Here is a 25,663-nt window from a genome sequence, read left to right as displayed (position 1 = left end):
CAGCGCGAGGGGTTGACGGAGTGGGCCTGAGCGGCGGAAGGGGCGCGCACCTGAAGCCTCAGAGGCCGTCGAGGAACCCGTCGACAACGTCGTCCGGGACCCAGTGTGCCCAGTCGACGGCAACGACGTCATCCTCTCGCCGTGGGGCTCCGGCCAGTGTGCCGGACGCGACCAGCACGGCCTGAGGCCATCCGCTCAGCCACCTCGCATATTCGAGTCGATAGAGGTTCGCCTCGTGGAAGCCGGCGAGGAGCGTGTCCGGCTCTGCCGAGTGTTTGATCTCCACGATGGCGCTGCGCTCCACTCCGCAGGGCAGCGCCACGCTCAGCGTGAGGTCGGGCCGCATCCGTCCGGTATGGCCGAAGTAGTGACGCGAGCCCGCTTCCACCGCTCCCGGTCCCAGGACCGTCTGGTTGTAGAAGAGCCGCACCTGTGCGCCATCGTCGCGCACGAGGACGGCGAACTCACAGCGGAGCCTGAATGAGGTGAGCAGACTGGGGTGTTGGAGAGGTGAGGAGGGAGCACCATGTCCAACGGCCATTCGCTCGACCTGAGGGAGCGGGTTATTGCGGCCTGGCAACAGGGCGAGGGCAAGAGTGCCATCGCCCGGCGCTTCATGCTGGGGTACGCGACAGTGCGCCGATACATCACTCGGTTCGAGGCGAGCGGAAGCGCCCGGCCCCGTCCGCATGGAGGCGGAGCTCGGCGCAAGGTGGATGCCGAGGGGGAAGCGCTCCTGTGGCGGCTGGTGCGGGAGCGTCCTGATGCGACCGATGAAGAGCTGGCGCGGCTGTATGCCCAGCATGCGCAGTACACCGTGGGCCACGCGACCGTGAATCGAGTGCTGCACCGCATGGGGCTGACGCGTAAAAAAAGTCACTCCACGCCGTGGAGAGCGACAGCCCGGCCGTAGAGGCTCTGCGATGGCAATACGCGTGGGCCCTGCGGCGTGTGCCTGCCGAAGCGCTTGTCGTGGTGGACGAGACGGGCTGCCGCACGGACATGACCCGCACGCATGGGCGCGCACCTCGTGGAGAGCGGTTGAAGGGCGAAGCCGTCCCTCGTAACCGGGGCTGCGTCACGACAGTCATCGGAGCCCTGACGCTTCAAGGCATTACCGCTCACCTGGAGGTGGAGGGGGGCACCACCCTGGAAGTCTGGGGCCGCTTTGTCTTGGAGCATCTGGTGCCGGTCCTCGAACCCGGCCAGGTCGTTGTCTGGGACAACCTGGCCGTGCACCACTGCCGCGCACTCATCGACGTCATTGAGGCGCGGGGCGCCCGAGTCCTCTTCCTGCCGCCCTACAGCCCGGACTTCAGCCCCATCGAGCCAGCCTGGAGCAAGCTCAAGGCGCTTTTGCGCAAGTGGAAGCTGCGCACGCGTCAGTCTCTCGGCTGCGGCCTCCGACTGGCCCTGGCTGCACTCACGCCCAGGGACGCCGCAGGCTGGTTCTCTCACTGCGGCTACCCCGTTGCTCAGCCTCACTGAGCTACGCTGTCAGTCCGGCCACGTATCACGAGTGTTCGCTGCAGCCTCCAGCGCCCGGGCTGACGCACCTCCAGCCGTGCCTCCAGGCACTGGAGGAGCCGGATGGCCACGGCGAGCTCGAAGCGCGTGTGGTCCTGCATCGGACTGAGCGCCCCCTCGGAGAGCAGCCGCGCCAGCCGCCCGGGATCTTCCGTGTTCAGCTTCTCCAACTGCAGGTGCCACCGCCGGGCGGGCTCCAGCCTGCGCGGGCCTACAGTCGCCAGACGGCTTTCAGACGCTGGGAGAGGTCAGTCTGGCGGGCCTGGAAGTGGGTGGAAGTCCAACTGTCTTCCTTCAGGACCATGTTGGTCAGGGCGAAGTTCGTGACGCCTTCCGCCGTCGAGAAGTACTTGGCCTTCTTGATGGCGAAGTCGTAGTTCGACGCTTGGCTGTTCTTCCTCCGGGTGAGGAGGACCAGGTTCCCCAGCCGGTGGATCATCTGCTGTCGGGCCTCCGAGTCCGGGAAGTGCTTTTCCCAATCACTCCCGGGTTTGACTGTTTGGGGGACCACGTGCTCGACGGAGAGCCGGTCGAGTTCGTAGGTGGCGCCACCCGCCGAGATCTCGCTGTCGAGCCGCAGCAGGATGAGGCGCCGGACGGTGGGATAGGCATTGTAGACGTCACCCTCGATGACCTGCATGGCCTCCTCCCGTTCTTCCTGCGTGAGTTGGAGGGGGCTGCCGTCCTCTCGGAGGTTCGCGTTCAGGTCGATGGCTTCCAGCACCTGGGCGTAGCGCTCCAAGCGGACATTGATCGTCGGCCGGACGAACATGAAGAACGCTGAGAGTCTCTCCAGGTCCTGGAAGAACTCAATGAGCAGCGCCGGGCTGTTGGAGTGTTTCTTCAAGTAGAGGATGGCGGGCGGTAGCCAGTCCGTGTTGTCGATGTAGGAGAACCACTTGAGCGCAGCATTGACCTTCCGTGCCGCGACCTCATCCATCCCCTGGTAGTTCTCCTGGAGGATCGTTTCGAACGCCTGTCCGTACGGGAAAAAGGACTGATCCAGGAACGCGCCCACGTCTGTCTTGCCCTTGAGGACGAACTCACGGAACTCCGCGAGCACGGTGCCCTGGAGCTTCTTCCGGGAATGGATCATCCGGATGTGGTTGAAGAGCGTCTGGAAGCGATCCCGCCCCAGGTCGTTCTCGAGCGCTTCCCAACGGCGCTGATACTCGCCCGTGTGGCTTGAGTTACTGGAGTGCAACCGCCCCAGGAGCTCCGCCTTGATGATGTCCGACACCGCGAGGTCGAGTCCCCGGTCATTGAGCACGGAGAAGATGCGGAACGCCGAGTCGAGATTCGACGTGGAGACGATGACAAGGAAGCAGCGCTGGGCGATGTATGCGACCAGCCGCTGGCAGTCCTGCTCTGGGAGCTTGGAAAGCGCGTCGGCGAGGTGCTGGGCATTGGCCCTGATGTTTTCCTGTGCTTCGGTCGCGGGCTTGGTCTGGAGCTTCAGCAGCTCGGTGAAACCGCCCTTGTCCTGGATGTACTTCTTGAAAAAGGGGGCGTCCTGCTGCCGGAGCTTGAGTCTGGGCCGGTCCAGCGTGCTGAGCACCTCGTCGCCTTCCTGCATCAGGAAGCGAGAGATGGATGCCTGGATCCTCGGTGCAGTGATGACGTGCCGAAGCGCGGAGAGAAGGATCGTGAGGGTGGTCAGTCGCTGCTGACCATCGACGACCTCGAACTTGGCCTTCTCCTTTTCAATCAGGACGATGCTGCCCAGGAAATAAGGAGTGGCTTGTCCGATCTCCGAGGTTTCCGTGGTCCCGAGTGCTCCGATGAGGTCCAGGAGTAGTTCATCCGCCTGCTGTTGCTTCCAGGCGTACGGTCGCTGGTACTCCGGGATTTCAAACGCGAAGTCGTCGCTGAAGACCTTGTGCAGTAGGGCTTCGGTGCCTTTGATGGTTTCAGTCGTCATAGTTTTTTGTAGTGGTATGGGGTCCTGGCCGCTCAATCCTTCCAGAGGATCTTCCACGGATGCTTGCGCAGGTCCGTGACCAGCGTCCGCAGTTCATAACAGAGCGCCGGGGGCGCAAGGCACCTCCGGTTCCTTCTCCTGCGTATAACTGGTCCAGGACCGGGTTCCCTCAATTGAGGGCTGCACCGCTTCTGCACTGGCCAGGCGCAAAGCTCGGCGTCACCCATCAGCGTCCCTCCTCAACACCTCCGCACCCGCCCCCATCCACGACAGGCCTTCGCTTCGCCCCATGCGTCGCCGGACCTGACAGCGACGGGAAGACGCGGCAGGCTCCCGCTTCCCCACGGAGGGTCGAGCCATGGCGCCGCGCAAGAAGGGCAAGCATTGGTATGGAACGGGGCTGGAGGACGCGCGGCTGGAGATGGGACGGTACAGCCAGCTCAACGGCTACCCGGCGACCCGGTTCCACGAAGTGCGCTGCCCCTGTGGGGCACACACCTTCACCCTGGATCAGGACGAAGACAGCGACGTCGCGAGGAGGACCTGCACGGGCTGTGGCGCGGTCCAGTGGGTAGGGGACAGCGCCGAGTACGCCGACACCGCAGAACTCCAACGCAGCGAGTGCCTCTGCGGCGCAGAGGCATTCCAGATCGTGTCGGGCGTGGCGCTGTACAAAGGGACGAAGGACGTCCGCTGGCTCTACATCGCGTGCTTCTGTCCCGCCTGCGGACTCATCGGGGTGTACGCCGATTGGAAGTGCGAAGGCGGTGACGCGGACGCCTTCCTCGCCAGGACCTGAAGTTCGCGTCAGCTCCGGGCGGCCGGCGGCGGCATGGGGGGCGCGGTGCGCTGCCACGCGTCCAGCTCCTGCACGCGCCCCAGCCAGGCCCGGAGGTTCGCGTAGCCTTCGAGGGGCAGGCGCGCCGGGCCCGCGAGGGCGAACGACGCGGCGAGCGAGAGGTCCGCGAGCGTCAGGCGCTCCTGCGCGACCCACGTCCTGCCCGCCAGGTGCGAGTCCAGCACAGGCGCGGTCTGCGCGACGAGGGCCTCACCGCGCGCAACCTCGGCGGGGTCCGGCGGCCCGCGGCCGGTGCGCTGCTTCACGAAGTTCTCCTGGACGAGCACGGTGTTCGCCGGGGCCATGTGGGCCGAGCACCAGAACAGCCAGCGGTTGACGTCTGCGCGGCCCTGCGCGTCCGTTGGGAGCAGGGTCTGCCCCGGGGTCTTCTCGGCGAGGTACACCATGATGGCGCGCGACTCCCAGAGCACGAAGCCGCCGTCGTCCAGGACGGGGACGCGCCCGTTGGGGTTGATGCCCAGGTACGACGCCTCACGCTGCTTGCCCGTGGTGAGGTCCACCACGATGCGCTCGAGGGGAAGGTCGAGGTGGGCGGCCACGAGCAGCACGCGGCGCGAGTTTCCGGACAGGGGATGGAAGTAGAGCTTCAAGAAGGACCTCCGGGACGGCACGGGTTGAGGGGGAGGTCCTATCCACCCGGTGTGACAAGGGTCTGTCAGGTATTGTCAGGGGCGCCGCGCAGGCGTCCAAGGCCAGGTGCCTACGGCGCGCTCATGGGGGCCGAGTAGTGCACCGGCGGCGACTCACCTGGGAAGGTGGGAATCCGCTCGAGGAGCTGCTCATCCACGTAGCACCAGGCCCAGTCCTCCCCGGGCTCGAACGACTTCATGACCGGGTGGGCGCTTTCGTGGAAGTGCCGGGTCGCGTGGCGTGACGGCGAGTCGTCGCAGCAGCCCACGTGCCCGCAGGTCAGGCACATCCGCAGATGGAGCCAGTCCCCTCCGTCCTTCAGACACTCCGCGCAGCCGTGTCCGCTGGGGTGGACGGGGGCCCTCCGGTGATGCTCGGTTGCTTGCAGGTGGGGACATGCCTTGTTCATGGCTCACGCTCCGTGTTGGGGCCTCCGTCCGGTGGCCTCATCGTGTCGAACATGGGGATGCGAGGGGGCCGGTCGCAACGCGGCTGGGGGCGGAGGCCAGGCAGGCGAGCCACTGCTCACGACGGCCGCGCCCTCGCCGGCTGAGACCGGCGCGACTCGCGGTTGGGGGGAGGCGAGGGGGAATCATGGCCGTGCCCGATGCCTGGGCATGGGGCGGACAGGTGATGCGCTCGAATGCCGCCTGGGAGCAGACGGCCTCGTCTTCAGGAGCATCTCTTCGCCGGGAGCCCCCAGGCTTCGCGAGGCCGCCGTCTACGGATTCGTGGTCACTCTGAGCAGTGGCCTGCCCATCTCCCCGCCGCCCCGGATGTCCCCCGGGGCGGCGGGCATGGACTACGGCGTGTAGACGACGGTGAGCGTGGCGTTCGCACCGTCCTTCACGAAGAGGTAGGCCGTCGCCGCGGGATTCTGGGCGAAGCGCAGGCGCAGCTGCGTCCGGCCCCGCGTGTTGACGGCGGACGTCCCCGCCCCCGCGAAGTCCGTGGAGCGGACGGTGCCCGCGGTGAACTTCGCGACGCCCGCCACGGCGCTCGCGGTCGCGGGGGCGGCCCAGTCGCCCGTCTCCGTCGCGGCCGCGTTGAAGGTGCCCGTGGCCACGTCGATGACGAGCGTGTTGCCCGCGGGGCTGGCCCAGGGGTCTCCGGAGCCGGACGAATAGGAGAGTGTCAGGAACGCCTGGGTGATGCTGGCGGTGTCCGGCAGGCTGGACGTGTCGAACGACAGCAGGGAGCGGTTGTGCTTGCCGTCCACCCCCCGCCCGAGCGCCAGGCCCGTGAGCGTCCCGAGCTCCGCCGCGCTCCCGTCCGCGTTCGCCTTCACGTAGCCATCCTCCGCCGCGATGCTGGTGAAGCTGACCATCGTCGGCGTCGTCCCGCTGTTGCTCACCGTGACGGACGTGTCCGCGTCCAGCGCGGAGTTCCCCGCCGCATCGAACGCCCGGGCCCCCAGCACATGCGAGCCGTTGGCGACCGTCGTGCTGTCCCAGCTGAACGCATGGGGCGCCGTGCTGTCCGTGCCCACGAGGTTCCCATCCACGTAGAAGTCCACCCGCGTGACGCCGACATTGTCGGAAGCGCTCGCGGTCACCGTCACGGTGCCACTCACCGTGGCGCCAAAGACAGGCGCTGTCACGTTCACCGTGGGCGCGGTGGTGTCATCCGGCGGAGTGCTGGCCTCCGTGAGCCCGAAGAAGAGCGCCTGGTGATACACACCACAGAGGTTCACGTCGGACTGGTACGCGCCCGTCGCGCCACAGGCGGTGCTGCTCCCGGGAAAGCTGTACTGCGGATCCACCGGAACGGCGTGACCCATGCCGGTGAGCTCATAGGTCTCCACCAGCGCCGTGCCCGCGCTGTCCCGGTACACCTTGTGCGGGAAGCCCCCCACGGAGTCCGTCGTGTCCGGCGTCTGGTCGATGCCGTGCACCTGCGTCCACTGCTTCATGGACTCGGTGAGGTTGGAGGGCCTCACCGTGTAGTCATTCGTGCCATGCCAGATGGAGACGCGCGGCCGGGGACCCGTGTAGCCCGGGTAGGCGTTGCGCACGAGGTCCGCCCACGCCGCGGGCGTCTTGCTGACGCCGGGGCTCATGCAGCTGAAGCCCTCGGTCATGGAGCTGGCGCACCGGTACGGACCGCCCGAGTTGATGGCGCCCGCCGCGAAGACGTCCGGGTAGGTGGCCAACATGGCGGGGACCATGAAGCCTCCCGCGGAGAAGCCCGTGACGAACACCCGCGCCGGGTCGATGGAATAGGCGGCCTTCATGGCGTCCACCATCTGCTTGATGGACAGCGCCTCACCCGCGCCGCGCGCGATGTCCCCTGGCTCGAACCAGTTGAAGCAGCTGGTGGGGTTGTTGCTGCTCGGCTGTTGCGCGTAGACGACGTAGAACTTGTAGACGTTCGACGCCGCGGTCCACCCACCGGGCTCCACGCCCGCGGCGCTCTGCGTGCATCCGTGCAGCACCACCACCAGCGGTGCGTTGGCCGGCATGCCCGCGGGCACCTGCCGGAACATCTGGAGGTTGCCGGGGTTGGACCCGAAGCCCGTCACCTGCGTCAGCCCCTGCTCCACCTGCTCGAGCTGGGGGACGCCGGTGTCCGGCGCTTCGGCTCCCAACGGGCCGCAGCCCGCGGCCGCCGCGACGGCCAACGCCGCGACGCGAAACCCGGGGACGTGCGTGAACCACCCAAGACGACGAATGCCTCGACCGTGCATGGTGCCTCCCTGGCCGCCACGGGGGAGGAGGGTGGGCGGCCGAGTCCGTCTAGGGTTCGGGTGCCCCGGCCACAGGCAAGCTCTTGAGGAACGCCTCCAGCGCCGCGTTGAACGGCACCGGGCAGTCGAGCTGCACCGTGTGGCCACACCCTTCCAGTCCCACCAGCTTCGAGCCCGGGATGCGCGCGTGGCCGTATTCGAAGATGTCCCGCGGGAAGCCACCGTGCAGGAACGGGTTGGGAATCAGGCGGTCCGCTTCCCCGAAGAGGATGATACTGGGGGCGGTGATGCGGTGGAGGTTGTCGCGCACGAAGTCGTCGTTGGCGAGCCCCCGCACCGAGCGCACGTTGGCATAGGCATACGCGTCGAACTCGGGTGACTTCGCCAGCCGCACGCGCTCCTCGATGAGCCACTCCAGCTCCGGCCGCCAGTGCTGGAAGTTGGCCTGCCGCACGCTGCCCCGGATGCCGTACTCGGGTGCGGACTTGATGAACTCCGTGCTCATCACCCGCGCGAACCAGTCCTTCTCCTTCTGGGAGAACTTCTCGAAGCCCGCGGGCGACACCAGCACCACCCCCGCGGGCTCGTCCGGGTAGCGGATGGCGTACGACAGCGCCGTCTGCCCTCCCATGGAGTGGCCCACCAGGATGGGATGCTCGACGCCCAGGCTCCGCGTCAGCTCACGCACCGCGTCCGCCATGGCCTCCATGGTGTACGGAAAGGAGCCGGGCTTGTCGGACTTGCCATACCCGGGCAGGTCCACCGCGACGACGTGGTAGCCCGCACGCTGGAGCACGTCGAGCTGCGCGCTCCAGAACTTCAGGTAGCTGCCCAGGCCATGGATGAGCACCACGGTGCGCGCGCCGGGCGCGGCGGGCAGCTCCACGTAGGCCATCCGCGGCACGCGCGCCATGCCGTAGGTGGCCGCCGTCTCGGGCAGGGCCACCCGCTTCAGCGGCCAGGGCTCCTTCGCCCCGGGCGACGCGTAGTCCAGGTCCTGGAACGCCAGCGGCGGCGCGCTGGCGTACGAGCGCACGCAGCCGGTGGAGGAACCCAGCCCCGCCACGAGCAGCAGGGCCTTGAGGGCGCGGAAGGGGCTCATGGTCAGAACGCGTACCAGGTGAAGGTGGTGAAGGCGGCGAAGGGGTTGTTCTTCACCGTCGTGGAGCCGTCATAGAAGGCGCCGCGGAACAGGTAGCCGGCGTGCAGGCCCACCGTCATGAGGTAGCGAATGGTGTAGCGCACCTCCGCGTTCACCTCGGCGCCAATGAACCGCCCCCGCCGCACGGCCGGATCCCAGCGCGGCGGGCTCGCCCCCGAGTTGGCCAGGCCCGTGGCCAGCTTGAGGTTGAGCGTGTTGGGGATGACGTCCCACGCCGCGCTCGCGATGCCGGTGCGCAGGCCGTAGCCCTGGTTGGAGATGTCCGTCACCGCGCCCGTGTAGTTGTTCACGGTGCTGGTGAAGGGGAACAGCAGCAGCATCTTGTGGTTGAACCACACCGAGCCGGGCAGGCCGTACTGGTTGAGCGTGAAGGCGCCCGTGTAGCGGCCGTCATCCAGGTTGCTGTCGCCGGTGGTGAACATGCCCTCCAGGGTGAGCAGGTCCGCCGGGCCGCGGCCCCACTGGTAGAGCACCTCCAGGTTCGCGGACAGGCCGGAGATGTCCACCGTCTTGTTGAACGTGGTGTCCGCGCGGTCGCTCGTGTAGCTGCCACCGTTGTACATGACGAAGCCGGAAGCGGCGAGCCGCCCCGCGCGGAAGTCGATGTTGTGGTGGAAGTTCGCGCCCAGCCAGAAGACGTTGCCCGTGGGCCGCTCGATGTTGAAGCGCGGCGTGCCGACGAACGGGGAGAGGCCCGTGGACGAAGGCCCGCTCTTCACGATGCCTTCGAAGGCATACGCGTCCCCCTTCGTGTCATCGCGCAGGTACCAGGCGGACAGGCCGATGTTCGTCCCGGGCTGCACGGGGTAGGCGTAGTCCGCGGTGAGCAGGTAGACGAACTTCAGGCGCGGGTCGTCCCGCGTCGCCTTGTCCGCCTGGGCGCTGCCCAGGGGCAGGAGGCTCAGTTTGGAGAGCCCCTTGTAGTTGCTGTAGAGCGACAGGCCCGTGGCGTCGCTGCCAATGAACGCCAGCTTGTAACCCGTGCGGACGATGTCGTTGAGCGGCGAGCGCGTCGGGTCGAAGATGGAGTCGTAGACCGGCTGCGTGCCGATGAGCAGCGTGAGCCGGGCCGGGTTGCGCGTGGGATAGACCGCGACGTTGACGTTCTTCGTCTGGAGGTTGACCTGGTCCGCGTTGAAGCCGCCGCCCTCGTTCTGCTGCGAGGCATTGGCGGCGCGGCCCCAGAGGTAGTCCACCTCGAACTGGGCGCGGAAGGACGCCAGCCCGTCCGCGAAGGACGGGCTGTACTCCAGCACGGGGATCCAGCGCTGCTCCACGTAGAACGCCGAGCGCCCCGGCTCCACGCGGACGGAGCTGCCGGACAGCGATCCAATGGGCCCCAGCGACACGCCCTTGAGGCCCGCGGGGTCGCCCACGCTGTTGGTCACCGACAGCCGGGTGAAGAAGTAGTTGATGAGGACGAACTCGCGAGGCTTCGCATCCTCCTCGCGGTCCTTCTCATCCAACCAGTCGCCGTAATAGAGGCCCGGCACCGTGGGGCTCTGCCCCGCGGCCGGCAGCGCCAGCCCCAGCACGAGCGCCACCGCGCCCAGGCGCGCCGCGCCCAACCACCCTCCCGACATAGAGACACCTCACCCTGATGGATTGCCGTGAGGGCGGTTTAGCGCCCACCGTGCGCCGTGCGACTAGCCGCTGATGTCGTAGACCTGCACCGCGTTGCCGGTGAAGGCCGCACCGGAGACGCTGACCGTCTTGGCGCCCACCGCGCCGTCCGCGCAGCGCCAACCCGTGGCCTTCGCCTCGAAGTAGAGCTCCATGGAGATCTTCTTCGTGTCCGAGGAGATGCTCACGCGGCCTTCCTGCTTGAAGCTGCCGTAGTCCACCAGGATCTCGAAGCAGCTGCCGCCCGCGGTGATGTTGGAGAGCGTGACCGCCTTGGAGTCGAACACCAGCGCGTTCTGCGCGGCGGCGTGATCACACGTGCTGCCGGCCTGACCGACGCCGGCGGAGCCGCGGATGGTGCCGGGGATGCTGGTGACGTGGAAGTTGTTGCCGCCCACGCCAATGGTGACCTTCTGGAAGCACTGGCTGGCCGAACCCCAGTTGATGTCCTCGTCCAGCGACAGCGGGTGGCTGGGGATGTTGTCCCCCTCCATCACCAGCGTCTTGCCCTCCAGGAAGGCCAGGATGTTCGACTGGCTGTCCAGCTTGGGCGCGCTGTCCACGGGCTCCTGCGTCGTCTCCTCCCCACAACCCGTGAGGCCCAACGCGCACAGCAGCATCGCGGACGACAGCGTCTTCTTCATGGGGGTGACTCCTCGTTCGGGCGCACGGGGGAAGGTGAAGCCCGATTCATGTTTCAGCTACGGGTAGCACCCGCCTGACAGCCTTGTCAAAAGACAGACGATGGCCTGATGCGTCAGGGCGCCTCCCCCGGCTGCGGCGACAGAAGCGTTGGACCCCATCCGCTCGGGCCTGGAGGGGGGAGTCGCCTGTCAGGTCCTTGGCGTGGGCCGAGGCGTCGGTTCTACTCGGGCAATGCCGATGCTGCTCGCATTGAACACGGGTCTGGTCGAACTGACGTCCGAGGTCGCGCTGAGGTGGTCCCGCGAAGCGGGCATCCAGTTACCGGACTTCGTCGACGAGAATGGCCTGGAGCTCTTCCTGGCCACGCAGGACCGGATCTACCGGCAGGACGAGTTCGTGCAGTTCCAGTTGGAGCTCGTGCGGTTCCTCCAGGTCCGCATGAGCATCAAGGTCGCGCTGAAGAACCTGGACGCCTACGAGGCGCGCCTGGATGAGCAGAAGGTGTCGCCCGAGCTGGTGCGCAAGATGCTGGGCGTGAAGGCCTTCCCGAAGACCGAGGAGGCCCAGGCGCTCCATGACGACGTCACCCGGGTGGTCGAATCGATGCTGGACGAGGAGTGGGACTACCTCGATGAGTGCCGCGCCTCGCTGTACGAGCAGCTCGACTGGCACACCTCTGGAGGGGACAAGAGTGGCAGGGTCTCCTCCGGTCGCCTCCAGAAGGCGCTCAAGTCGGTGACCGTCGAAGACTTGAAGAAGGACCAGGGGAAGAGCCGGGCCAAGTTCCAGTACTACGAACCCGTGCGGCTCCGGCTGATGAGCCTCGGCTTCGTCGTCTCCCCGGCCGGCACCCCGCTTGGCGCGGTGTTCCCCGCGAGCGACTGGGTCCGCGACCTCCCGCTGGAGTCGCAGTTCTGGGAAAAGGTGAAGGAGCGCACCGACGCGCTGGTCCTGCGCTACAAACTGCTCGGCGACGATTCGAGCGCGCTCACCCGCCTGCTCAAGCCGCCGGTGGATCACCCCCTCAGCGAGGAGTTCAAGAAGAACTGGAGGACGGTCTGCACGGCCTTCGTGTCCACCGTGGGGTGTCTGTGCGTGTCGTGGACGCGGCACCAGGAAGGGGGCAAGACGGTGTACGTGCCCGTCCTCGGTCTCTCCGGCGTCGTCCAGGAAGAGCCGGATGAGAAGTACTTCGGCAAGTACTGCCGGCACCTCGCGCTCCCCACCTGGAAGGAGGACCAGGAGGTCCCCAAGAAGGCTCCCGACAAGTACAAGTCCCCCGAGGAGATCGAGAAGCTCCGCAAGGAGCTGAAGGAAGAGTCCAGCGAGTTCCTGAAGAAGAAGTGGAAGGGGAAGGGGAAGATCCAGCTCGACGAGGACCAGCAGTCCCAACTGGACACCCACGAGCGGCGTCAGGCCGAGCTGGAGTTGCTGGACTTCTACGCCCGGCGGCGCCAGGCGGAAGAGCACGAGGAGGAGGAGTTCAAGAAGGGGCTCTGGACCAACTACGACGTGATGATCGGCCGCACGAACACCGCGGCGCTCGAGTATCGCGCCCGGGACCTGCTCCAGTTGCGCAGGCCCGCGCGGCAGGCCCTGCTCAGCTACGTGTCGTTCCGGCAGAACAAGACCCACGACAAGCTGCGGATCGAAGCGCACCCGGTCTCTGGCCTCCAGGGGCGCGCGCTCGGCGTCGACCTGTGGATCTGCGGCTGGCATTCGCTCAACTGCGCCGAGCCTGCGGCGCTCATGACCGCTTCGTCCTACTTCTGTGACGGCGCCGACGTGCTGGTGTGCTTTCCCTACGAGGGGTTCCAGGACACCGGCAAGCACCGCAACCGGCCGAAGGAGACCTGTCCCTGGTGCGCCGCCGTGGAGCTGGGGTTCCGCAGCCTGAGCCGCAACACAGGCCAGGTGGACAAGAGCGTGGAGACGGGAGACTGGGTGACGGAGTTCACCCGCGCCACCCAGAACGAGCCGTCAAAGGTGTTGTCACCCAAGCAGGGGTTCGATGCCTTCGACGACTCCAATCCCATCACGGTGTCGACGCGAAAGACGCTCTCCGGAAACAACGGGCTGGTCCTGGTGAAGAACAACAACCTCGACGATCGCGCCTACAGCGAAGTCGTGGAGACCAAGATTGGCCGCATCCGCTCGATGTATCACCTGCTCGGCCTGCTCGACCCCGAGGTGATCGCGCTGGACCGTCCGCTCTTCGGGCAGCAGAAGCTCCTGGGGTCCGGCGGCTCGACGGGTTCCGGCAGGGGCCGGGGCTCACGTCAGCGACCTCTCGTGAGCCTCGACAAGGGTGGCACGAAGAACAACCTGAAGGAGATGGAGCAGTGGTCCAAGCAGGCTGAAAGCCGGATCCGCTCCGAGGCCGAGCTCCGGCTGCAGCGGGCGTCAGCGCTCTTCGACATGTACGTGCAGCAGAACTTCGTCATCACCGACAACCCGGGCGGCGGCGACTGTCTGTACTACGCGTTCTCGGATGGGGTGAAGCGCCGCACTCCGCAATCCGTCGGTCAGATTCCCGAGGGCGACCGGCTGGAGGAGGCGATGCTGTATCGCGAGAGCGCCGCCGCGATGACCGCGAACCTCATCCGCCGTGGCGTGGGAATCTCCCCGGTGATGTTCCGGGACATGCGGCCGTCCCAGGATGTCCTGCGCCGGCTCGACAACGTGAGCACGGCCCTGGACCGGATCCGGCTCGACGCCTGGGCGAGCGTCCGGCTGCGACGCGGGCTGCGGGTCGACTACGCGTTCCGGGATACCGATCCCCGCTACGCGGAGCATGTCGCCCTCGCGGAGACCTTCGTCATGGAAGCCGTCCGCCGGAACGTCGAGCTGAGCGAATCGCTCCGCCTGATCGCCGATGCCTATGAGTCGGGCCAGCGCCGCCGCCGGCAGTGGGCCGGGGACCTCGACTTCCGCGGCCTTGTGCTCTCCGCCCGGGTGAACCTGCGGATCCACTACGTCGATACCTCGGAGCGGGGCATCCGCGACCACCACGGTCACCGGGTCGACACGTATGACTTCAGGGAACTCTCGGCACAGTACTTCGGCTCGAACGTACCGGCAGCGGGCGTCACCATCGACATCCTCCACGTCCGTGACAACCACTACGTGGCCGGGCGCCGCGTGTAGTGCCGCGTGCGGGGCGGCCGGCTCTGCGTCGCGGCCTGAGCCATCCCCTCATATGAAGCCAAGCGCTTCTTTGAAGACAGGGTGACAGGTGGCGGTGAACGTCAAGGTAGTTGTCGCGTGAGAGAGTTCAGCCGATGCGCGTCAGTTCCTGCGCTTCCGGCGAGGGATTGAGGCGCACGGGGCCTGGGGGTGTCCAGTCGCGCGTGTCGCGACTCCAGCGCTCAGGGTGACGAGGGCCATCACTTCCACCGCCTGCGCTCCTGGGCCCAGGTCCATGCGGCCACCGTGTCACTGCTGGATACGTTCTGGGCCCGGATCGCGCTTCCTGTCTCCTGGAGTCATGCGCCCGGTATAGTGTTCGTGCATATGCACTGGCACTTGCACCTGAAGCGCGCGGCCCTGCTGGCCGTGCTCTTCGCGGCGTCCGGACTCACCGGAGTCGACGCGCACGCACAACAATGTGGCCCCGAAGCACCTCCCCCCGCCGTCCCTCTCAATGACCAGATGAGCGGCACGCGGGTCTTGCGCCGCGTCGTCCTCGGTCTCACGGGGACGACGCCCACCGTCGAGCAGTACGAGGCGATGGCGGACGCGACCACGCCCGAGGCGCGGGAATCCATCCTGCGCTCCACGCTCGAGGCCGCGCTCGCCTCGCCGAAGTTCTACGAGCGGATGGTGAACTTCGGCCACGAGTGGCTCGCGGTGGGCGCATACACCACCGGCGCGGCGGGTGACGCCTACCAGGGCGACATGTCCGGCCACCTCTTCAAGTGCAACGCCAACACTGCGCACGCGGGCGCGTACTACGCCGTGCACGAGTTCGGCGATTCGAAGGACCCGGCCAGGCAGTGCCAGGACCAGGACGCCGACGGCAACCCCGCCGTGCCCGAGGTGCACCAGGTGGAGCCCTGGTGGGCGCCGGGCACCACCGTCACCGTGCTCGGCAAGGCCGGCTCCGACGTCACCCAGGTCACCGACAGCAAGGGCCAGCCAGTCGACTGCGGCCTCGCGAACGGCGGCTACTACGACCCCATGCTGCCCCCCGCGTGCGGCTGCGGCCCGAACCTGGTGTGGTGCAGCCCGCTCTCCGGCCTCCAGGGCAACAGCAACCACGACTTCGGCATGCAGCGCCGGCACCCCTACGAGGAGCCCGCGCGCCTCTTCGCGCACCTCGCGTGGCACGACCGGCCGCTCTCGGACCTCATCCTCGGGAACTACTCGGTCGGCACCAACTGGCTGCGCGCGCTGTACGTGCGCTTCGGCCGGCAGATGGGCACCAGCGCGCTGGACAAGAACACCACGTGGTGGCGTCCCGACGCGGACAACGCGCCGCGCGACCCGCTGCACCCCACGCCGAATGATCCGCAGGCGTGGCGCGAGTTCGTGGTCGAGGACCTGGAGCCCTTCCACCTCGCGCTCACCCCGAACCGGGCGCGCTCCGGCAGCATCGACCGCACCTACCGCTTCGACCCGCGCACCACGACCGACGCGCCCCAGGGCCTCCCCACCGCGGGCGTGCTCACCATGATCGGCTCGCTGTCGTCCTTCCCGCGCGAGCGCGTCCGGGCCGCGCGCTTCCTCGAGATGTTCGCCTGCCAGAGCTTCTCGCCACCGCCCGCGGACGTGCACTTCCCGCCCCTGGAGGTGGACCCCGGCACCGGCGGCACGTGCCTGCACTGCCACCGGACGCTCGACCCCGCGGCCATCTCCTTCAAGCGCTGGGACTTCAACCCGGCCCAGAGCTTCTACGTCCCGTGGCCCTTCATGCCGGGCGTGGGCCGCTACCGCATCACCAAGGAGTGGCTGTCCGGGCAGTACCCGTACACCGGCACCTCGCCGGGTTACCGCTGGAAGAACGCGTTCGTCCCCAACACCCTCCTCACGCCCGTCACCCCCGAGCAGGTGAAGGCCAACCCCGAGGCGGTGCTGCTCGACACGATGCCCGACACGTACACGCTGCTCGGCGAGCACGGCGACGGCACCATGGGCCCGCTCGGCTTCGGGAAGCTCGTCGTGCGCTCCGGCGAGTTCGACCGCTGCGTCGCGCGCAAGATGTATTCGCTGTTCATCGGCCGCGACCTGAACCCGGCCACGGAGAAGGGCTTCATCGACAAGCTCGCGCGGGAGTTCGTCGCGGGCGACCGGCAGCTGAGACCCTTCATCCGATACCTCTTCGAACAGCCCGAGCTGCGGAGGGGCCTGTGATGAACACGTTGCGTTCGACCCTGATGGGCGCCGCGCTGGCCGCGGTCGCGCTCCTCGCCGTGAGCTGCGACGGGAAGATCTGGGACGCTCCCGGTGACTCCGCGGAGGACCCGGGCGGCGACAGCTGCGCGGCCGTGAGCAAGAACGACGAGATCCGTCTCGCGCTCGCGCCCGCGTGCCAGGGCTGCCACCTCACCGGCAACAAGCCCTTCTTCGCCTCGCTCACCGCCTTCGAGAACGGGCTCGTCTACAACGAGAAGTATGTGAAGCGTGGCGACCCCGCGAACAGCATGCTCATCCAGATGCTGAACGGCGTGGCCCCCGGCAGCTATCCCCAGATGCCGCCCGGGCAGCCGTACAACGAGCTCGTCAGCAGCGGCCGTGTCACGCTGACCATCGCGCAGGTGGAGGACTGGATCCGGAACCTGCCGGCCACGCCCGCGCAACTGGAGGCCCCCGTGGCGGAGGAGTTCAGCGTCCGCCGGCTCACCGCCGAGGAGATGATCATCAGCCTGATGGATCAGCTCGGGCTCACCCTCGAGGACTTCGTCAGCACCACCGACGCCAACTGGCGCAACAAGCCGTACGTGGCGAACGGCGGCAAGTTCTTCATCTGGCCCGGGGACTGGGCCCCCGGCATCTCGGGCGAGTACGTCTCCGACTCGCGCAGCGTCGAGCGCTTCGAGGCGCTCGGCGGCGGCAATTCGCTCCTCTACCGCAAGCGGGACGTGAGCTTCGGTCCGTCCGCCGCGCAGACGCTGGTGCAGATGTCCCAGGCGTGGTGCGCGCGCGCCGTGGACAAGAAGAACAACCCGGCGGTGCTGCGCTACGTGACGCTCGCCGACACCTCCAAGAGCAACCCGGACGCGGTGCAGAAGAACCTGCGCTCGCTCTCCCTGCGCATGCTCGGTCAGCCGCCCTCGGACGCGGAGGCCCAGGCGCTGTACGAGCAGGTCTACCTGCCGCTGGAGGCGCAGAACACGCGCCTCGCCTGGATTGGCGTCTGCGCGGCGCTCATCCGTCACCCGATGTGGATCACCTACTGAGCGAGGACACCATGCCGAACACCTCTCGTCGCACCCTGCTCAAGTGGGCCCTCGGCGCGGGACAGCTCGCGCTCCTCGATCGCGCGGGGCTCCTCGGTTCGAGCACCGCGCACGCCGCGGACGTAGACGTCCCTTCGCGCCTCGTGGTGCTCTACATCCCCGGCGGCTACCGGCCGGCGTACTACTTCACCCCGATGGAGGACGCGGACATCCCGCTCTGCGTCCCCACGCCCTCCAACCACAGCGGCGAGCCCGTCTTCTTCCAGGCGAGCCAGCTGGTGAACCTCGCGCCTCCGAACGGCTCCTACAAGCCGCTGCGGACGTGGCAATCGTGGAACCCCGCCGACCCGGCCGCGCGCGGCAGCTACAGCCCGCTCATGTACGGCTACACGCACTTCGCGCTGGCGGATCAGCTCAGCGTGCTGCACGGCATCGACCAGGGCACCAACGACCACTCGAGCGCGTTCATCTCCGCGATGTGCGGTGTCGCCGGCGCGGACTACCGGGCGCCCGCCGTGCACTCGGTCATCGCGAACCACCTGTACGAGAAGTACCGCGAGAGCCGGCCGCTGCCCTTCGTCGTCGTCACCGGAGAGCGCGGCATACCGGTGGGCATGGGGCTGCCCTCCCACGCCTCGCCCCTGCGCGTGCCGTCCATCGAGGCGCTCAAGCCGATGCTCTCGGCGAAGCCCTCGGACAACCCGTGGTGGACGGGGCTCGAAGCGCGCACCGAGGCGCCCGAGCTGGACGCGCGCGGGAAGCCCACCGGGGGCACGCTGAAGACGACGGCCATCGAGCGCTTCTCGCTGACGCGCGCCCAGCAGCTCCTGGACCGCTCGACGGCGAAGGTGGACAACTACCTGGAGGGGCTGCACGGCTCGCTGTCGTCGGTGTCGCGCGTGCTCGCGACGGACGTCGTGTCCGTGCTGGAGAAGACGAAGGGCATCGAGATGATGACCTCGAACCGCCCCGCGTACCTGTCGAGCTACCTGTCCAACCAGTCGTTCACGTACACCTTCGGCCTCGCGAACTTCCACCTCACGGGGCTCGACCCGCGCATGGACCTGGCGCTGCGCCTGCTCAAGGCGGACCTCTGCACCTCGGTGCACGTCTCGCTGCAGCAGGACTTCGACACGCACAACGGCCTGGGCCATGGCTACAGCTGCGCGCACGGCCGCGGGATGATGGACAACGTCGCGCGCTTCCTCGGCGAGCTCAAGGCCGCGCCCGCGCCCGGCAAGCCCGGCAAGACGCTGCTCGACGACACGCTCGTGCTGGTGATGAGCGAGTTCGGCCGGAGCTGGGCCTCGCGGAGCAGCGACGGCAGCTACTACCTGCCGGACGATCACCACCCCTACACGTCCATCTGCTTCGCGGGCGGGAACGTGGCGGGGAACCGGCAGGTAGGCTCGTACACCCCGCGCGGGCTCGGTGTCCCGGTGGACATCATCGAGGAGAACGGCCAGGCCTCGAAGCGCGTGCCCCGCTCCGCGGACGCGGTGACGACCGCGCTGCGCATCCTGGGCATGGACACGCACGAGTTCTTCATCCCCGGCGGCTACGGCGAGGTCGTGGGGCTCCGGAAGGCGTAGTCCCGGGTCCGAGAGGGCATGTCAGACCGGTAAGGTGCAATCTCCCCGGCGGTGGCGAGCGGCTCTGGGGAAGGTGGACCCCTCTGAGCCGCGGCGCCACGACATGAAACCGTGGAGGCTCGGGACTTGGAAACCCCTGGACGCAGATTCGGAAGCGCCGTGGTCATTGGCGGCAGCATGGCGGGGCTCCTGAGCGCGCGGGTGCTCGCGGACCACTTCGACAAGGTGACGCTGGTGGAGCGGGATGTCCGGGGGGAAGGGCCCGCCGCGCGCAAAGGTGTTCCGCAAGGGCCGCACATCCACGTGCTGTTGGATACGGGCCGGCGCATCCTCGACAAGTACTTCCCGGACCTGTTCGAGCAACTCCAGGTCCAGGGCGCCGAGCTCATCGACTCAAGTGGAGACCTCGCTTGGCACCACTTCGGGGTGTGGAAGCTGCGCCACACCAGCGGCATCCCCGGGCTGCTGTGCACCCGGCCCCTGCTCGAGTGGAACGTCCTGCGTCGGGTGAAGGCGCGGCCCAACGTCGCGGTGCGCGAGGGCTGCTCCATCGAAGGGCTCATCTGCGACGAGAAGGGCACGGGGCGCATTACGGGCGTCCGGGTCAAGACACCCCAGGGCGAGGAGTCGTGGGAGGCGGACCTCGTCGTGGATGCCAGTGGCCGGGGCTCGCGGATGCCGCAGTGGTTGGAAGCCATCGGCTACGCGCGCCCGGAGGAAGAGCAGGTCATCGTGGACCTTTCCTACACGACGTGCCTGCACGAGCCGCCGCCCCACTTCCAGAAGGAATGGAAGGCACTCTTCCTCTATCCAAGTCCTCCCAAGGCCTGGCGCGCGGGTTTCATCTCACACGTCGAGGGAGGCCGGTGGCTCGTCACCCTCAATGGCTACTTCGGGGAGCACGCGCCCACCGAGTACGCGGGGTTCCTCGAGTACGCGCGCTCACTGACGCGTCCGGACCTGTACAACTACTTGAAAGAGGCCACGCCGATAGGGCCCATCTCCCAGCACAAGGTGAAGGACTGCCGGTGGCGGCACTACGAGAAGCTGCCCCGCTTTCCCGAGGGGCTGGTCATCCTGGGAGACGCCGCGTGTGCCTTCAACCCCCTCTACGGGCAAGGCATGTCGGTGGCGGGGCTTGGCGCCGAGCTGCTGGACACCTGCCTTCGCGAGCAGGCCGAACGAGGCGAACTCTCGGGCCTGGCGCAGCGCTTCCGCGAGCGACTGCCTGAAGTCATCCGGCTCCCGTGGCTGTTGGGCACGGGCATGGACCTGCTGTATCCGCAGGCTGTCGGGAAGCGGCCCTTCGGGCTGGGTTTGCTGCACTGGTACATCCTGCGGCTGATGGAGCGCACGTCGACCGACGCACACGTCCATCGCCAGTTCTACCGGATACTGCACCTGCACGCGGGGCTGGAGGCGGTTCTCCAGCCCTCCGTGGCCTTACCCGTGTTGGGCCATGGCGTCATGTCGCTCCTCCGCCCTCTCGAGCGGCTGGCGAATACCGAGACACGGCCTCCCCCTCTCACGCCTCCGCGTCCAAGTCCTGTCCCGGTCCAGAAGTCCACGGGGTAGCACGTCCTCGCCTCCGAGGGGGCATCCCAGGCCCCTGAATCGCGTCAAGGCGCTGCGCGTCCGCCGATCTCCGGAAAGCGTTCGTAGGTCCGCTTGAGGGTGTTCAGGTGGGCGGGGTTGTCCAGGTCGAGCGGCGCGTCGGTGAGCTGCACGACCCAGCCGCCCGATACCGTGCGCCGCGCCCGTGAAAGCAGTTCGGAGTCGCGGGTCGGGTCCGGAAAGCCGATGGCCTGCGCGGCAGCGGCAGACCAGTAGTTCAGCCACCCAAGGTAATAGGGAATCTCGGGTGCCCGGATGTGCTCGAAGAGCTTCAGGGCGGGCAACCCCCGGCGCGGGGATGGCGGCCCTTGAAGAGTGGGGGCAGTCTGATACGCGATGTCCACCGCGGCTTCGTATGGTGTCGCTCGTCCCCAGAGTGCCCGTGCTCCTTCCGAAACCCCCTCAAGTACAGCCGCCGCTGAGGCGATAACAGGCTCGTCCAGAGGCAGTTCCGCGTGCACCTCGAACTGGGCCTGACCACCTGGGCAGAAGGGACCAGGGTTCTCCGTTCCCCAAACCGTTACGGGGTAACTCTCGTCCCCGTTACACACCATCGGGAATCCACCGTCTTCAATCTTCTCCATGACCCATGCGTCACGCTGCGGCAGTGAAATAGGGCGCCCGCTCTTGGACAGCCGCCATTCCAGCCGCAAACCGGGAAGCGCCCTCTCCATCCCATAAACACTATTGATGGCGCGGCGGTCTTTTTCCGCAAGCGCGGGCGCGTAAACGATTATGGCGAGGCGTTTTCTTGTAGTCATCGCTTGCAGTCCGTAACGACGACATTCAGGGATTGATTTTCTTGCAACAGCGCCTCTCTGTGGGCCTCGGTGCTCACCCCGATGATGAATTCATATCCGCATGCCATTGCAGCTTTTCTCTCCTTGCGTAGCTGCTCGATTTCTCTTCTGATCTCCTGGCCTCGGACGAAGCTATTGTACAAATTGAATCGATGGGTCTTGATCTCCCACAGTTTGCGCACGCCGACTTGCAGCGCATCGAAGCGCACACCGCCAACGAGCACGTCCATCCCGGGATAACGGTTGGGTGGGAACTTGTCGGCACATTCATTGTGTGGATCGTCCTCGCCTGCGTGGGGCACTGGAACAGGTTCGCAGCTGGCGCGTCCCGTCCGGTCCACGGGCACAGGCGGCACGGGAGGCTGCCTGTCCTGCCCCGCTGGCTCGGGCTTCAGCTTGGGCTTGCGTTGCGCTTCAGCTTCCCGGGAGGCCACCTTCGTTCCCCGTGAGGTCCCTGCTTCCTCGGGGTAGGCGTGGCGGAGTTCATATGCGTCCAACGCTTCCTTGATGGCGACGCCGACCACCACCACGCCAAGCACAATCACGGCTCCCACGGCAATCTCAGGAGCCGCCAGCACGCAGAACCCGATTCCCACGGCAGCGGCATCAGCGGAGGCGACCGTGCATCTTCCCGTGGTGTCGTGGAACTCAAGCCGGTCACGGTCGAGGGCCCGATAGCACCTCTCCACCAGCGCGGGCCAAGGTTGCGACGCCTCACGGACGACGCACCGTCCCCCGTCCGTCCACGGCAGCGTCGCCGCTCGCTGGAGGTTGGCAAGTCGCTGGCTCCGCGTTCCCCGCTCGTTGGGAGAGGGCGTTGACGAAGCACAGGCAGAAAGAAAGAGCAGAAGCGCGATGCAAGCCCTGGAACGCATGACCACGGCCTTTCCACTACGGGAGGGAGCTACAGGTCAGGAATGGCCCATCCTGATCACGTGACGCGCCGCACCTCCGCGTGCTGCGCGTTGCTGCTGGATGGAGCCCACCAGCTAATGACGGCGGCGGGGCTTCGGTGGGACATCCAGTTTCGGGTCAGGCTCAGCGGCCATCAGTGGCTTCGCTGGCTCGTGCTGATACACCTGCGCCGGTAGTTGAATCACACTGGCAGAGGCGCCCGGGGGCGGAGTCGCCGACGCCCCCAGGAGTCCATCCTCGGCCCAGGTTTCACAGAGCCGCTCAGCCTGTTCCATCACCGTCTGCGTTGCTGCATCCTGCCGGTCCGGCGGGTACTTGTACTTGCGGAGCAACCGCTTCACGAGGGTTCTGAGCTTCGCCCGGGCCGCCTCCCGCTGCGTCCAGTCGATGGTCACGTTTCTGCGGATGATTTCCGTCAGCTCCCGGGCCATGGCCTTCAACACCGGCTCGCCCATGAATTGGAGCGCGGCATTGTTCAGGCCGAGCGCCTCGTAGAAGGCCAGTTCATCATTCGAGAGTCCGAGCTTCTCTCCCCGGGCCTGCGCCTCGCGCATCTCCTCGGCGAGCTTGATCAACTCCTCGATGACCTGCGCGGTTTCGATGGCCCGATTCCGGTACGACCGGACGGCACGCTCCAGCATCTCCGAGAAGGTTCGTGACTGGACCAGGTTCGTCCTGGACCGGCGCTTCAGCTCGTCGTTGAGGAGCTTTCGAAGCAGCTCCAGGGCGACGTTCCGCTGCGGCAGTCCCCGGACTTCGGCAAGGAACTCGTCCGAGAGGATGCTGATATCCGGCTTCTTCAGGCCGGCAGCCGCGAAGATGTCGATGACCTCCTCGCTGGCGGCGACCGCCCGGCTAACGATCTGCCGGATGGCTTGATCGAGGTCCTCCTCGGGCCGTGCATCTACCGCTGTCCGTTTGACGAGTGCCGCCTTCACGGCCTGGAAGAAGGCCACCTCGTCCCGGACCTTCAGTGCATCCTCATGAGGTACCGCGAGTGCGAAGGCCCGGCTCAGCTCCGTGACTGTCTGGACGAAGCGGTCCTTGCCCTCCTCCTGCTTCAGGATGTGCTCCTGCGCCGTTGGCAGGAAGTTCAGAAGCCGCTTCGGGTCGCCGACCGCCTGTCGGTAGTCGAGCCCGTGGAACATGGCCTGGCAGACCTCGAAGCGGGCCAGCATCGCCGCCACGGCCTCATTCTGGTCGATGGCCGTGCCGCCCTTGCCACCGGCTTCCGTGTACGTGGCTAGCGCGGACTTGAGCTGATCGGCAAGCCCCAGGTAGTCCACCACCAGGCCGCCGGGCTTGTTCTTGAAGACGCGGTTCACCCGGGCAATGGCCTGCATGAGGCCGTGGCCGCGCATCGGCTTGTCGACGTACATGGTGTGGACGCAGGGGGCGTCGAACCCGGTCAGCCACATGTCCCTGACCAGGACCAGCTTCAACTCGTCCTTCGGGGTCTTGAATCGCTTTGCCAGGGCCTCGCGGCGGCTCTTGCCGCGGATGTGTGGCTGCCATTCCAGCGGGTCGGAGGCAGAGCCTGTCATGACGACCTTGATGGCGCCTTTCTCGTCGTCGTCGCTGTGCCATTCGGGCCGTAGCCGGACCAGCTCGCGGTACAGCTCTACGCAAATCCGCCGGCTCATGCAGACCACCATGGCCTTGCCGTCCATGGCCTCCAGGCGCCGCTCCAGGTGCTGCACCAGATCCCTGGCGATGACCCCGAGCCGCTTCTCCGTACCAACGATGGCTTCGAGCTGGGCCCACCTGCTCTTGAGCCGCTCCCGGCGGACATCCTCCTCGCCCTCCGTGACCTCCTCGAACTCGGAGTCGATGCGCGGTCGCTCCGAATCCAGCAGCTCCAGCCTGGCGAGCCGGCCCTCGTAGTAGATGGGCACCGTGGCGCCGTCCTCGACGGCCCGCTGGATGTCGTAGACGCTGATGTACTCACCGAAGACCGCACGGGTGTTCTTGTCCGTGGTCTCGATGGGAGTGCCAGTAAAGCCGATGAAGCTGGCGTGCGGCAGCGCGTCCCGCAGGTGCCGGGCGAAGCCGTCGATGAAGTCGTACTGGCTGCGGTGCGCCTCGTCCGCAACCACGATGATGTTCCGGCGGTCCGAGAGCAGCGGGAAGCGGTCACCCTTCTCCTCGGGGGCGAACTTCTGCACCGTCGTGAAGACCACGCCGCCGCTGGCGACTTTCAGTTTCTCCCGGAGGTCGGCTCGGTCCTCCGCCTGGACCGGCTTCTGTCGGAGCAACTCGTGGCAGCGGCTGAAGGTCGCGAAGAGCTGGTCGTCGAGATCGTTCCGGTCCGTTAGTACGACCAGGGTCGGGTTCTCCATGGCCGGATGCAGGATCACCTTCCCCGCGTAGAAGGCCATCGTCAGGCTCTTTCCGGAGCCCTGCGTGTGCCAGATGACGCCTACGCGACGATCTCCATCGGGGCGGACTGCTTGCACGGTCGCTTCGACAGCCCGTTGCACGGCATGGAATTGATGGTAGCCAGCAAGCTTCTTGATGATTTCGGCGCCGTCTTCCTCGAATGCGACGAAGTGCCGGATGAAATCCAGGAGTCGCCGTTGCTCGAAGATGCCTCGGATGAGGACCTCAAGGCCCAGCATTGTCGTCGGGGCGAGGTCTTCGCCTTCGATGGTCCGCCAGGGCGCGAACCGCTCTCGGTTCGCCGTCAGAGAGCCGATCCGAGCTTCGAGACCGTCGCTGACGACTAGGACCTCGTTGAATCGGAACAGCGACGGGATGTCCTTCTTGTAGGTTTGGAGCTGGTGGAAAGCCGTCCAGATAGTGGCGTCCTCGTCGGCAGCGTTCTTCAGTTCGATGACTGCGATCGGGAGTCCGTTCAGGAAGACAGTAATGTCAGGGCGGCGGTTATGCCCAGCCTCGATCACCGTATACTGGCTGAGTACCAGCCAGTCGTTATTCTCCGGAATCTCGAAGTCGATCAGCCGAGCCTTGTCGCCGACGACCCGGCCGTCCTGGAGGTACTCGACCTCGACGCCATCGACAAGGAGTCGGTGGTTACGACGATTCTCCTGGACCAAGCCAGGATGCTCCTGGACCAGCACCTTCCGGAACGCCTCGTCATGGGCGTCCGGTGGGAGACCAGGATTCAGCTTAGCGATTGCGCCTCGGAGATGGGCCGTGAGGATAACCTCGCCGAAACTCTCCCGGTTTGTGGGAGCGTTCTTCTGGGCGACCAGAATCGAGTAGCCCAGTTCCTCGAAGTAGCGGAGCGCTTCCTCCTCGGCGATGGACTCGGTGAGGTTCGGGCTCATG

The 25,663-nt window shown here is 66.9% G+C and carries 19 protein-coding genes; 8 read left to right on the top strand and 11 right to left on the bottom strand.

Going from position 1 to position 25,663, the window contains the following annotated elements; all coding sequences use genetic code 11:
• Positions 1-58: 58 nt before the first annotated feature.
• Complete coding sequence (locus D7W82_RS07110) at positions 59-451, bottom strand: hypothetical protein (RefSeq protein ID WP_120617599.1); 393 nt, start codon at positions 449-451, stop codon at positions 59-61.
• A 75-nt stretch (positions 452-526) separates the two neighbouring features.
• Here D7W82_RS07110 and D7W82_RS07105 point away from each other — a divergent pair, with 75 nt between their 5' ends.
• Together D7W82_RS07105 and D7W82_RS07100 are read left to right on the top strand one after the other, a co-directional pair.
• A complete protein-coding gene (locus D7W82_RS07105) occupies positions 527-913 on the top strand; it encodes a helix-turn-helix domain-containing protein (RefSeq protein ID WP_120617598.1) in 387 nt (128 codons plus the stop codon).
• A complete protein-coding gene (locus D7W82_RS07100) occupies positions 889-1,488 on the top strand; it encodes an IS630 family transposase (protein WP_120617597.1) in 600 nt (199 codons plus the stop codon). Before D7W82_RS07105 ends, D7W82_RS07100 begins: the two co-directional genes overlap by 25 nt.
• Before the next feature lie 250 nt (positions 1,489-1,738).
• On the opposite strand, the gene D7W82_RS07090 is transcribed toward D7W82_RS07100, so the two are convergent.
• The gene (locus D7W82_RS07090; RefSeq protein ID WP_120617595.1) at positions 1,739-3,448 is read right to left on the bottom strand and encodes a DUF262 domain-containing protein; all 1,710 of its coding nucleotides are present in this window, start codon (positions 3,446-3,448) and stop codon (positions 1,739-1,741) included.
• A 358-nt stretch (positions 3,449-3,806) separates the two neighbouring features.
• Between D7W82_RS07090 and D7W82_RS07080 the strand changes: the two genes are divergently transcribed.
• Entirely contained in the window at positions 3,807-4,247 is a 441-nt protein-coding gene (locus D7W82_RS07080; RefSeq protein WP_120617594.1) for a hypothetical protein, read from the top strand.
• A gap of 8 nt (positions 4,248-4,255) precedes the next feature.
• On the opposite strand, the gene D7W82_RS07075 is transcribed toward D7W82_RS07080, so the two are convergent.
• The 6 genes from D7W82_RS07075 to D7W82_RS07050 form a co-directional block, all read right to left on the bottom strand.
• The gene (locus tag D7W82_RS07075; RefSeq protein WP_120617593.1) at positions 4,256-4,897 is read right to left on the bottom strand and encodes a glutathione S-transferase family protein; all 642 of its coding nucleotides are present in this window, start codon (positions 4,895-4,897) and stop codon (positions 4,256-4,258) included.
• A gap of 110 nt (positions 4,898-5,007) precedes the next feature.
• Positions 5,008-5,346, bottom strand: coding sequence for a UBP-type zinc finger domain-containing protein (locus D7W82_RS07070; protein WP_120617592.1), 339 nt, complete (start codon positions 5,344-5,346; stop codon positions 5,008-5,010).
• 393 nt (positions 5,347-5,739) lie between these two features.
• Positions 5,740-7,623 carry a PHB depolymerase family esterase gene (locus tag D7W82_RS07065; protein ID WP_120617591.1) on the bottom strand — a complete coding sequence of 628 codons (1,884 nt, stop codon included), beginning with the start codon at positions 7,621-7,623 and terminating at the stop codon, positions 5,740-5,742.
• Between the two features lie 49 nt (positions 7,624-7,672).
• The gene (locus tag D7W82_RS07060; RefSeq protein ID WP_120617590.1) at positions 7,673-8,725 is read right to left on the bottom strand and encodes an alpha/beta fold hydrolase; all 1,053 of its coding nucleotides are present in this window, start codon (positions 8,723-8,725) and stop codon (positions 7,673-7,675) included.
• 2 nt (positions 8,726-8,727) lie between these two features.
• Entirely contained in the window at positions 8,728-10,368 is a 1,641-nt protein-coding gene (locus D7W82_RS07055; protein WP_120617589.1) for a hypothetical protein, read from the bottom strand.
• Between the two features lie 63 nt (positions 10,369-10,431).
• Positions 10,432-11,052, bottom strand: a complete 621-nt coding sequence (locus tag D7W82_RS07050; RefSeq protein WP_120617588.1) for a hypothetical protein — start codon at positions 11,050-11,052, stop codon at positions 10,432-10,434.
• Positions 11,053-11,290: 238 nt separating this feature from the next.
• Here D7W82_RS07050 and D7W82_RS07045 point away from each other — a divergent pair, with 238 nt between their 5' ends.
• The 5 genes from D7W82_RS07045 (at position 11,291) to D7W82_RS07025 (ending at position 20,618) form a co-directional block, all read left to right on the top strand.
• Complete coding sequence (locus tag D7W82_RS07045; protein WP_120617587.1) at positions 11,291-14,200, top strand: hypothetical protein; 2,910 nt, start codon at positions 11,291-11,293, stop codon at positions 14,198-14,200.
• Positions 14,201-14,566: 366 nt separating this feature from the next.
• Positions 14,567-16,405 carry a hypothetical protein gene (locus tag D7W82_RS07040; RefSeq protein ID WP_120617586.1) on the top strand — a complete coding sequence of 613 codons (1,839 nt, stop codon included), beginning with the start codon at positions 14,567-14,569 and terminating at the stop codon, positions 16,403-16,405.
• The gene (locus tag D7W82_RS07035) at positions 16,405-17,451 is read left to right on the top strand and encodes a hypothetical protein (RefSeq protein WP_120617585.1); all 1,047 of its coding nucleotides are present in this window, start codon (positions 16,405-16,407) and stop codon (positions 17,449-17,451) included. Before D7W82_RS07040 ends, D7W82_RS07035 begins: the two co-directional genes overlap by 1 nt.
• Positions 17,452-17,462: 11 nt before the next feature.
• Positions 17,463-19,043, top strand: a complete 1,581-nt coding sequence (locus D7W82_RS07030) for a DUF1501 domain-containing protein (RefSeq protein WP_199727696.1) — start codon at positions 17,463-17,465, stop codon at positions 19,041-19,043.
• A gap of 126 nt (positions 19,044-19,169) precedes the next feature.
• A complete protein-coding gene (locus tag D7W82_RS07025; RefSeq protein WP_120617584.1) occupies positions 19,170-20,618 on the top strand; it encodes an NAD(P)/FAD-dependent oxidoreductase in 1,449 nt (482 codons plus the stop codon).
• Between the two features lie 44 nt (positions 20,619-20,662).
• On the opposite strand, the gene D7W82_RS07020 is transcribed toward D7W82_RS07025, so the two are convergent.
• The 3 genes from D7W82_RS07020 to D7W82_RS07010 all read right to left on the bottom strand — a co-directional run bounded on the left by D7W82_RS07020 (position 20,663) and on the right by D7W82_RS07010 (position 25,662).
• Entirely contained in the window at positions 20,663-21,418 is a 756-nt protein-coding gene (locus D7W82_RS07020; protein WP_120617583.1) for a DUF5953 family protein, read from the bottom strand.
• Positions 21,415-22,053 (bottom strand): DUF6310 domain-containing protein, encoded by a 639-nt coding sequence (locus D7W82_RS07015; RefSeq protein ID WP_370450944.1) that lies wholly within the window; start codon positions 22,051-22,053, stop codon positions 21,415-21,417. The genes D7W82_RS07020 and D7W82_RS07015 overlap by 4 nt, the downstream gene beginning before the upstream one ends.
• Positions 22,054-22,446: 393 nt before the next feature.
• Positions 22,447-25,662 (bottom strand): type I restriction endonuclease subunit R, encoded by a 3,216-nt coding sequence (locus D7W82_RS07010; protein WP_120617582.1) that lies wholly within the window; start codon positions 25,660-25,662, stop codon positions 22,447-22,449.
• Position 25,663 lies beyond the last annotated feature (1 nt).

Origin of the sequence: Corallococcus sp. CA049B, assembly GCF_003611685.1 — a bacterium.
GTDB classification, from domain to species: domain Bacteria; phylum Myxococcota; class Myxococcia; order Myxococcales; family Myxococcaceae; genus Corallococcus; species Corallococcus coralloides.
This window is presented reverse-complemented; position numbering and strand designations above follow the sequence as displayed.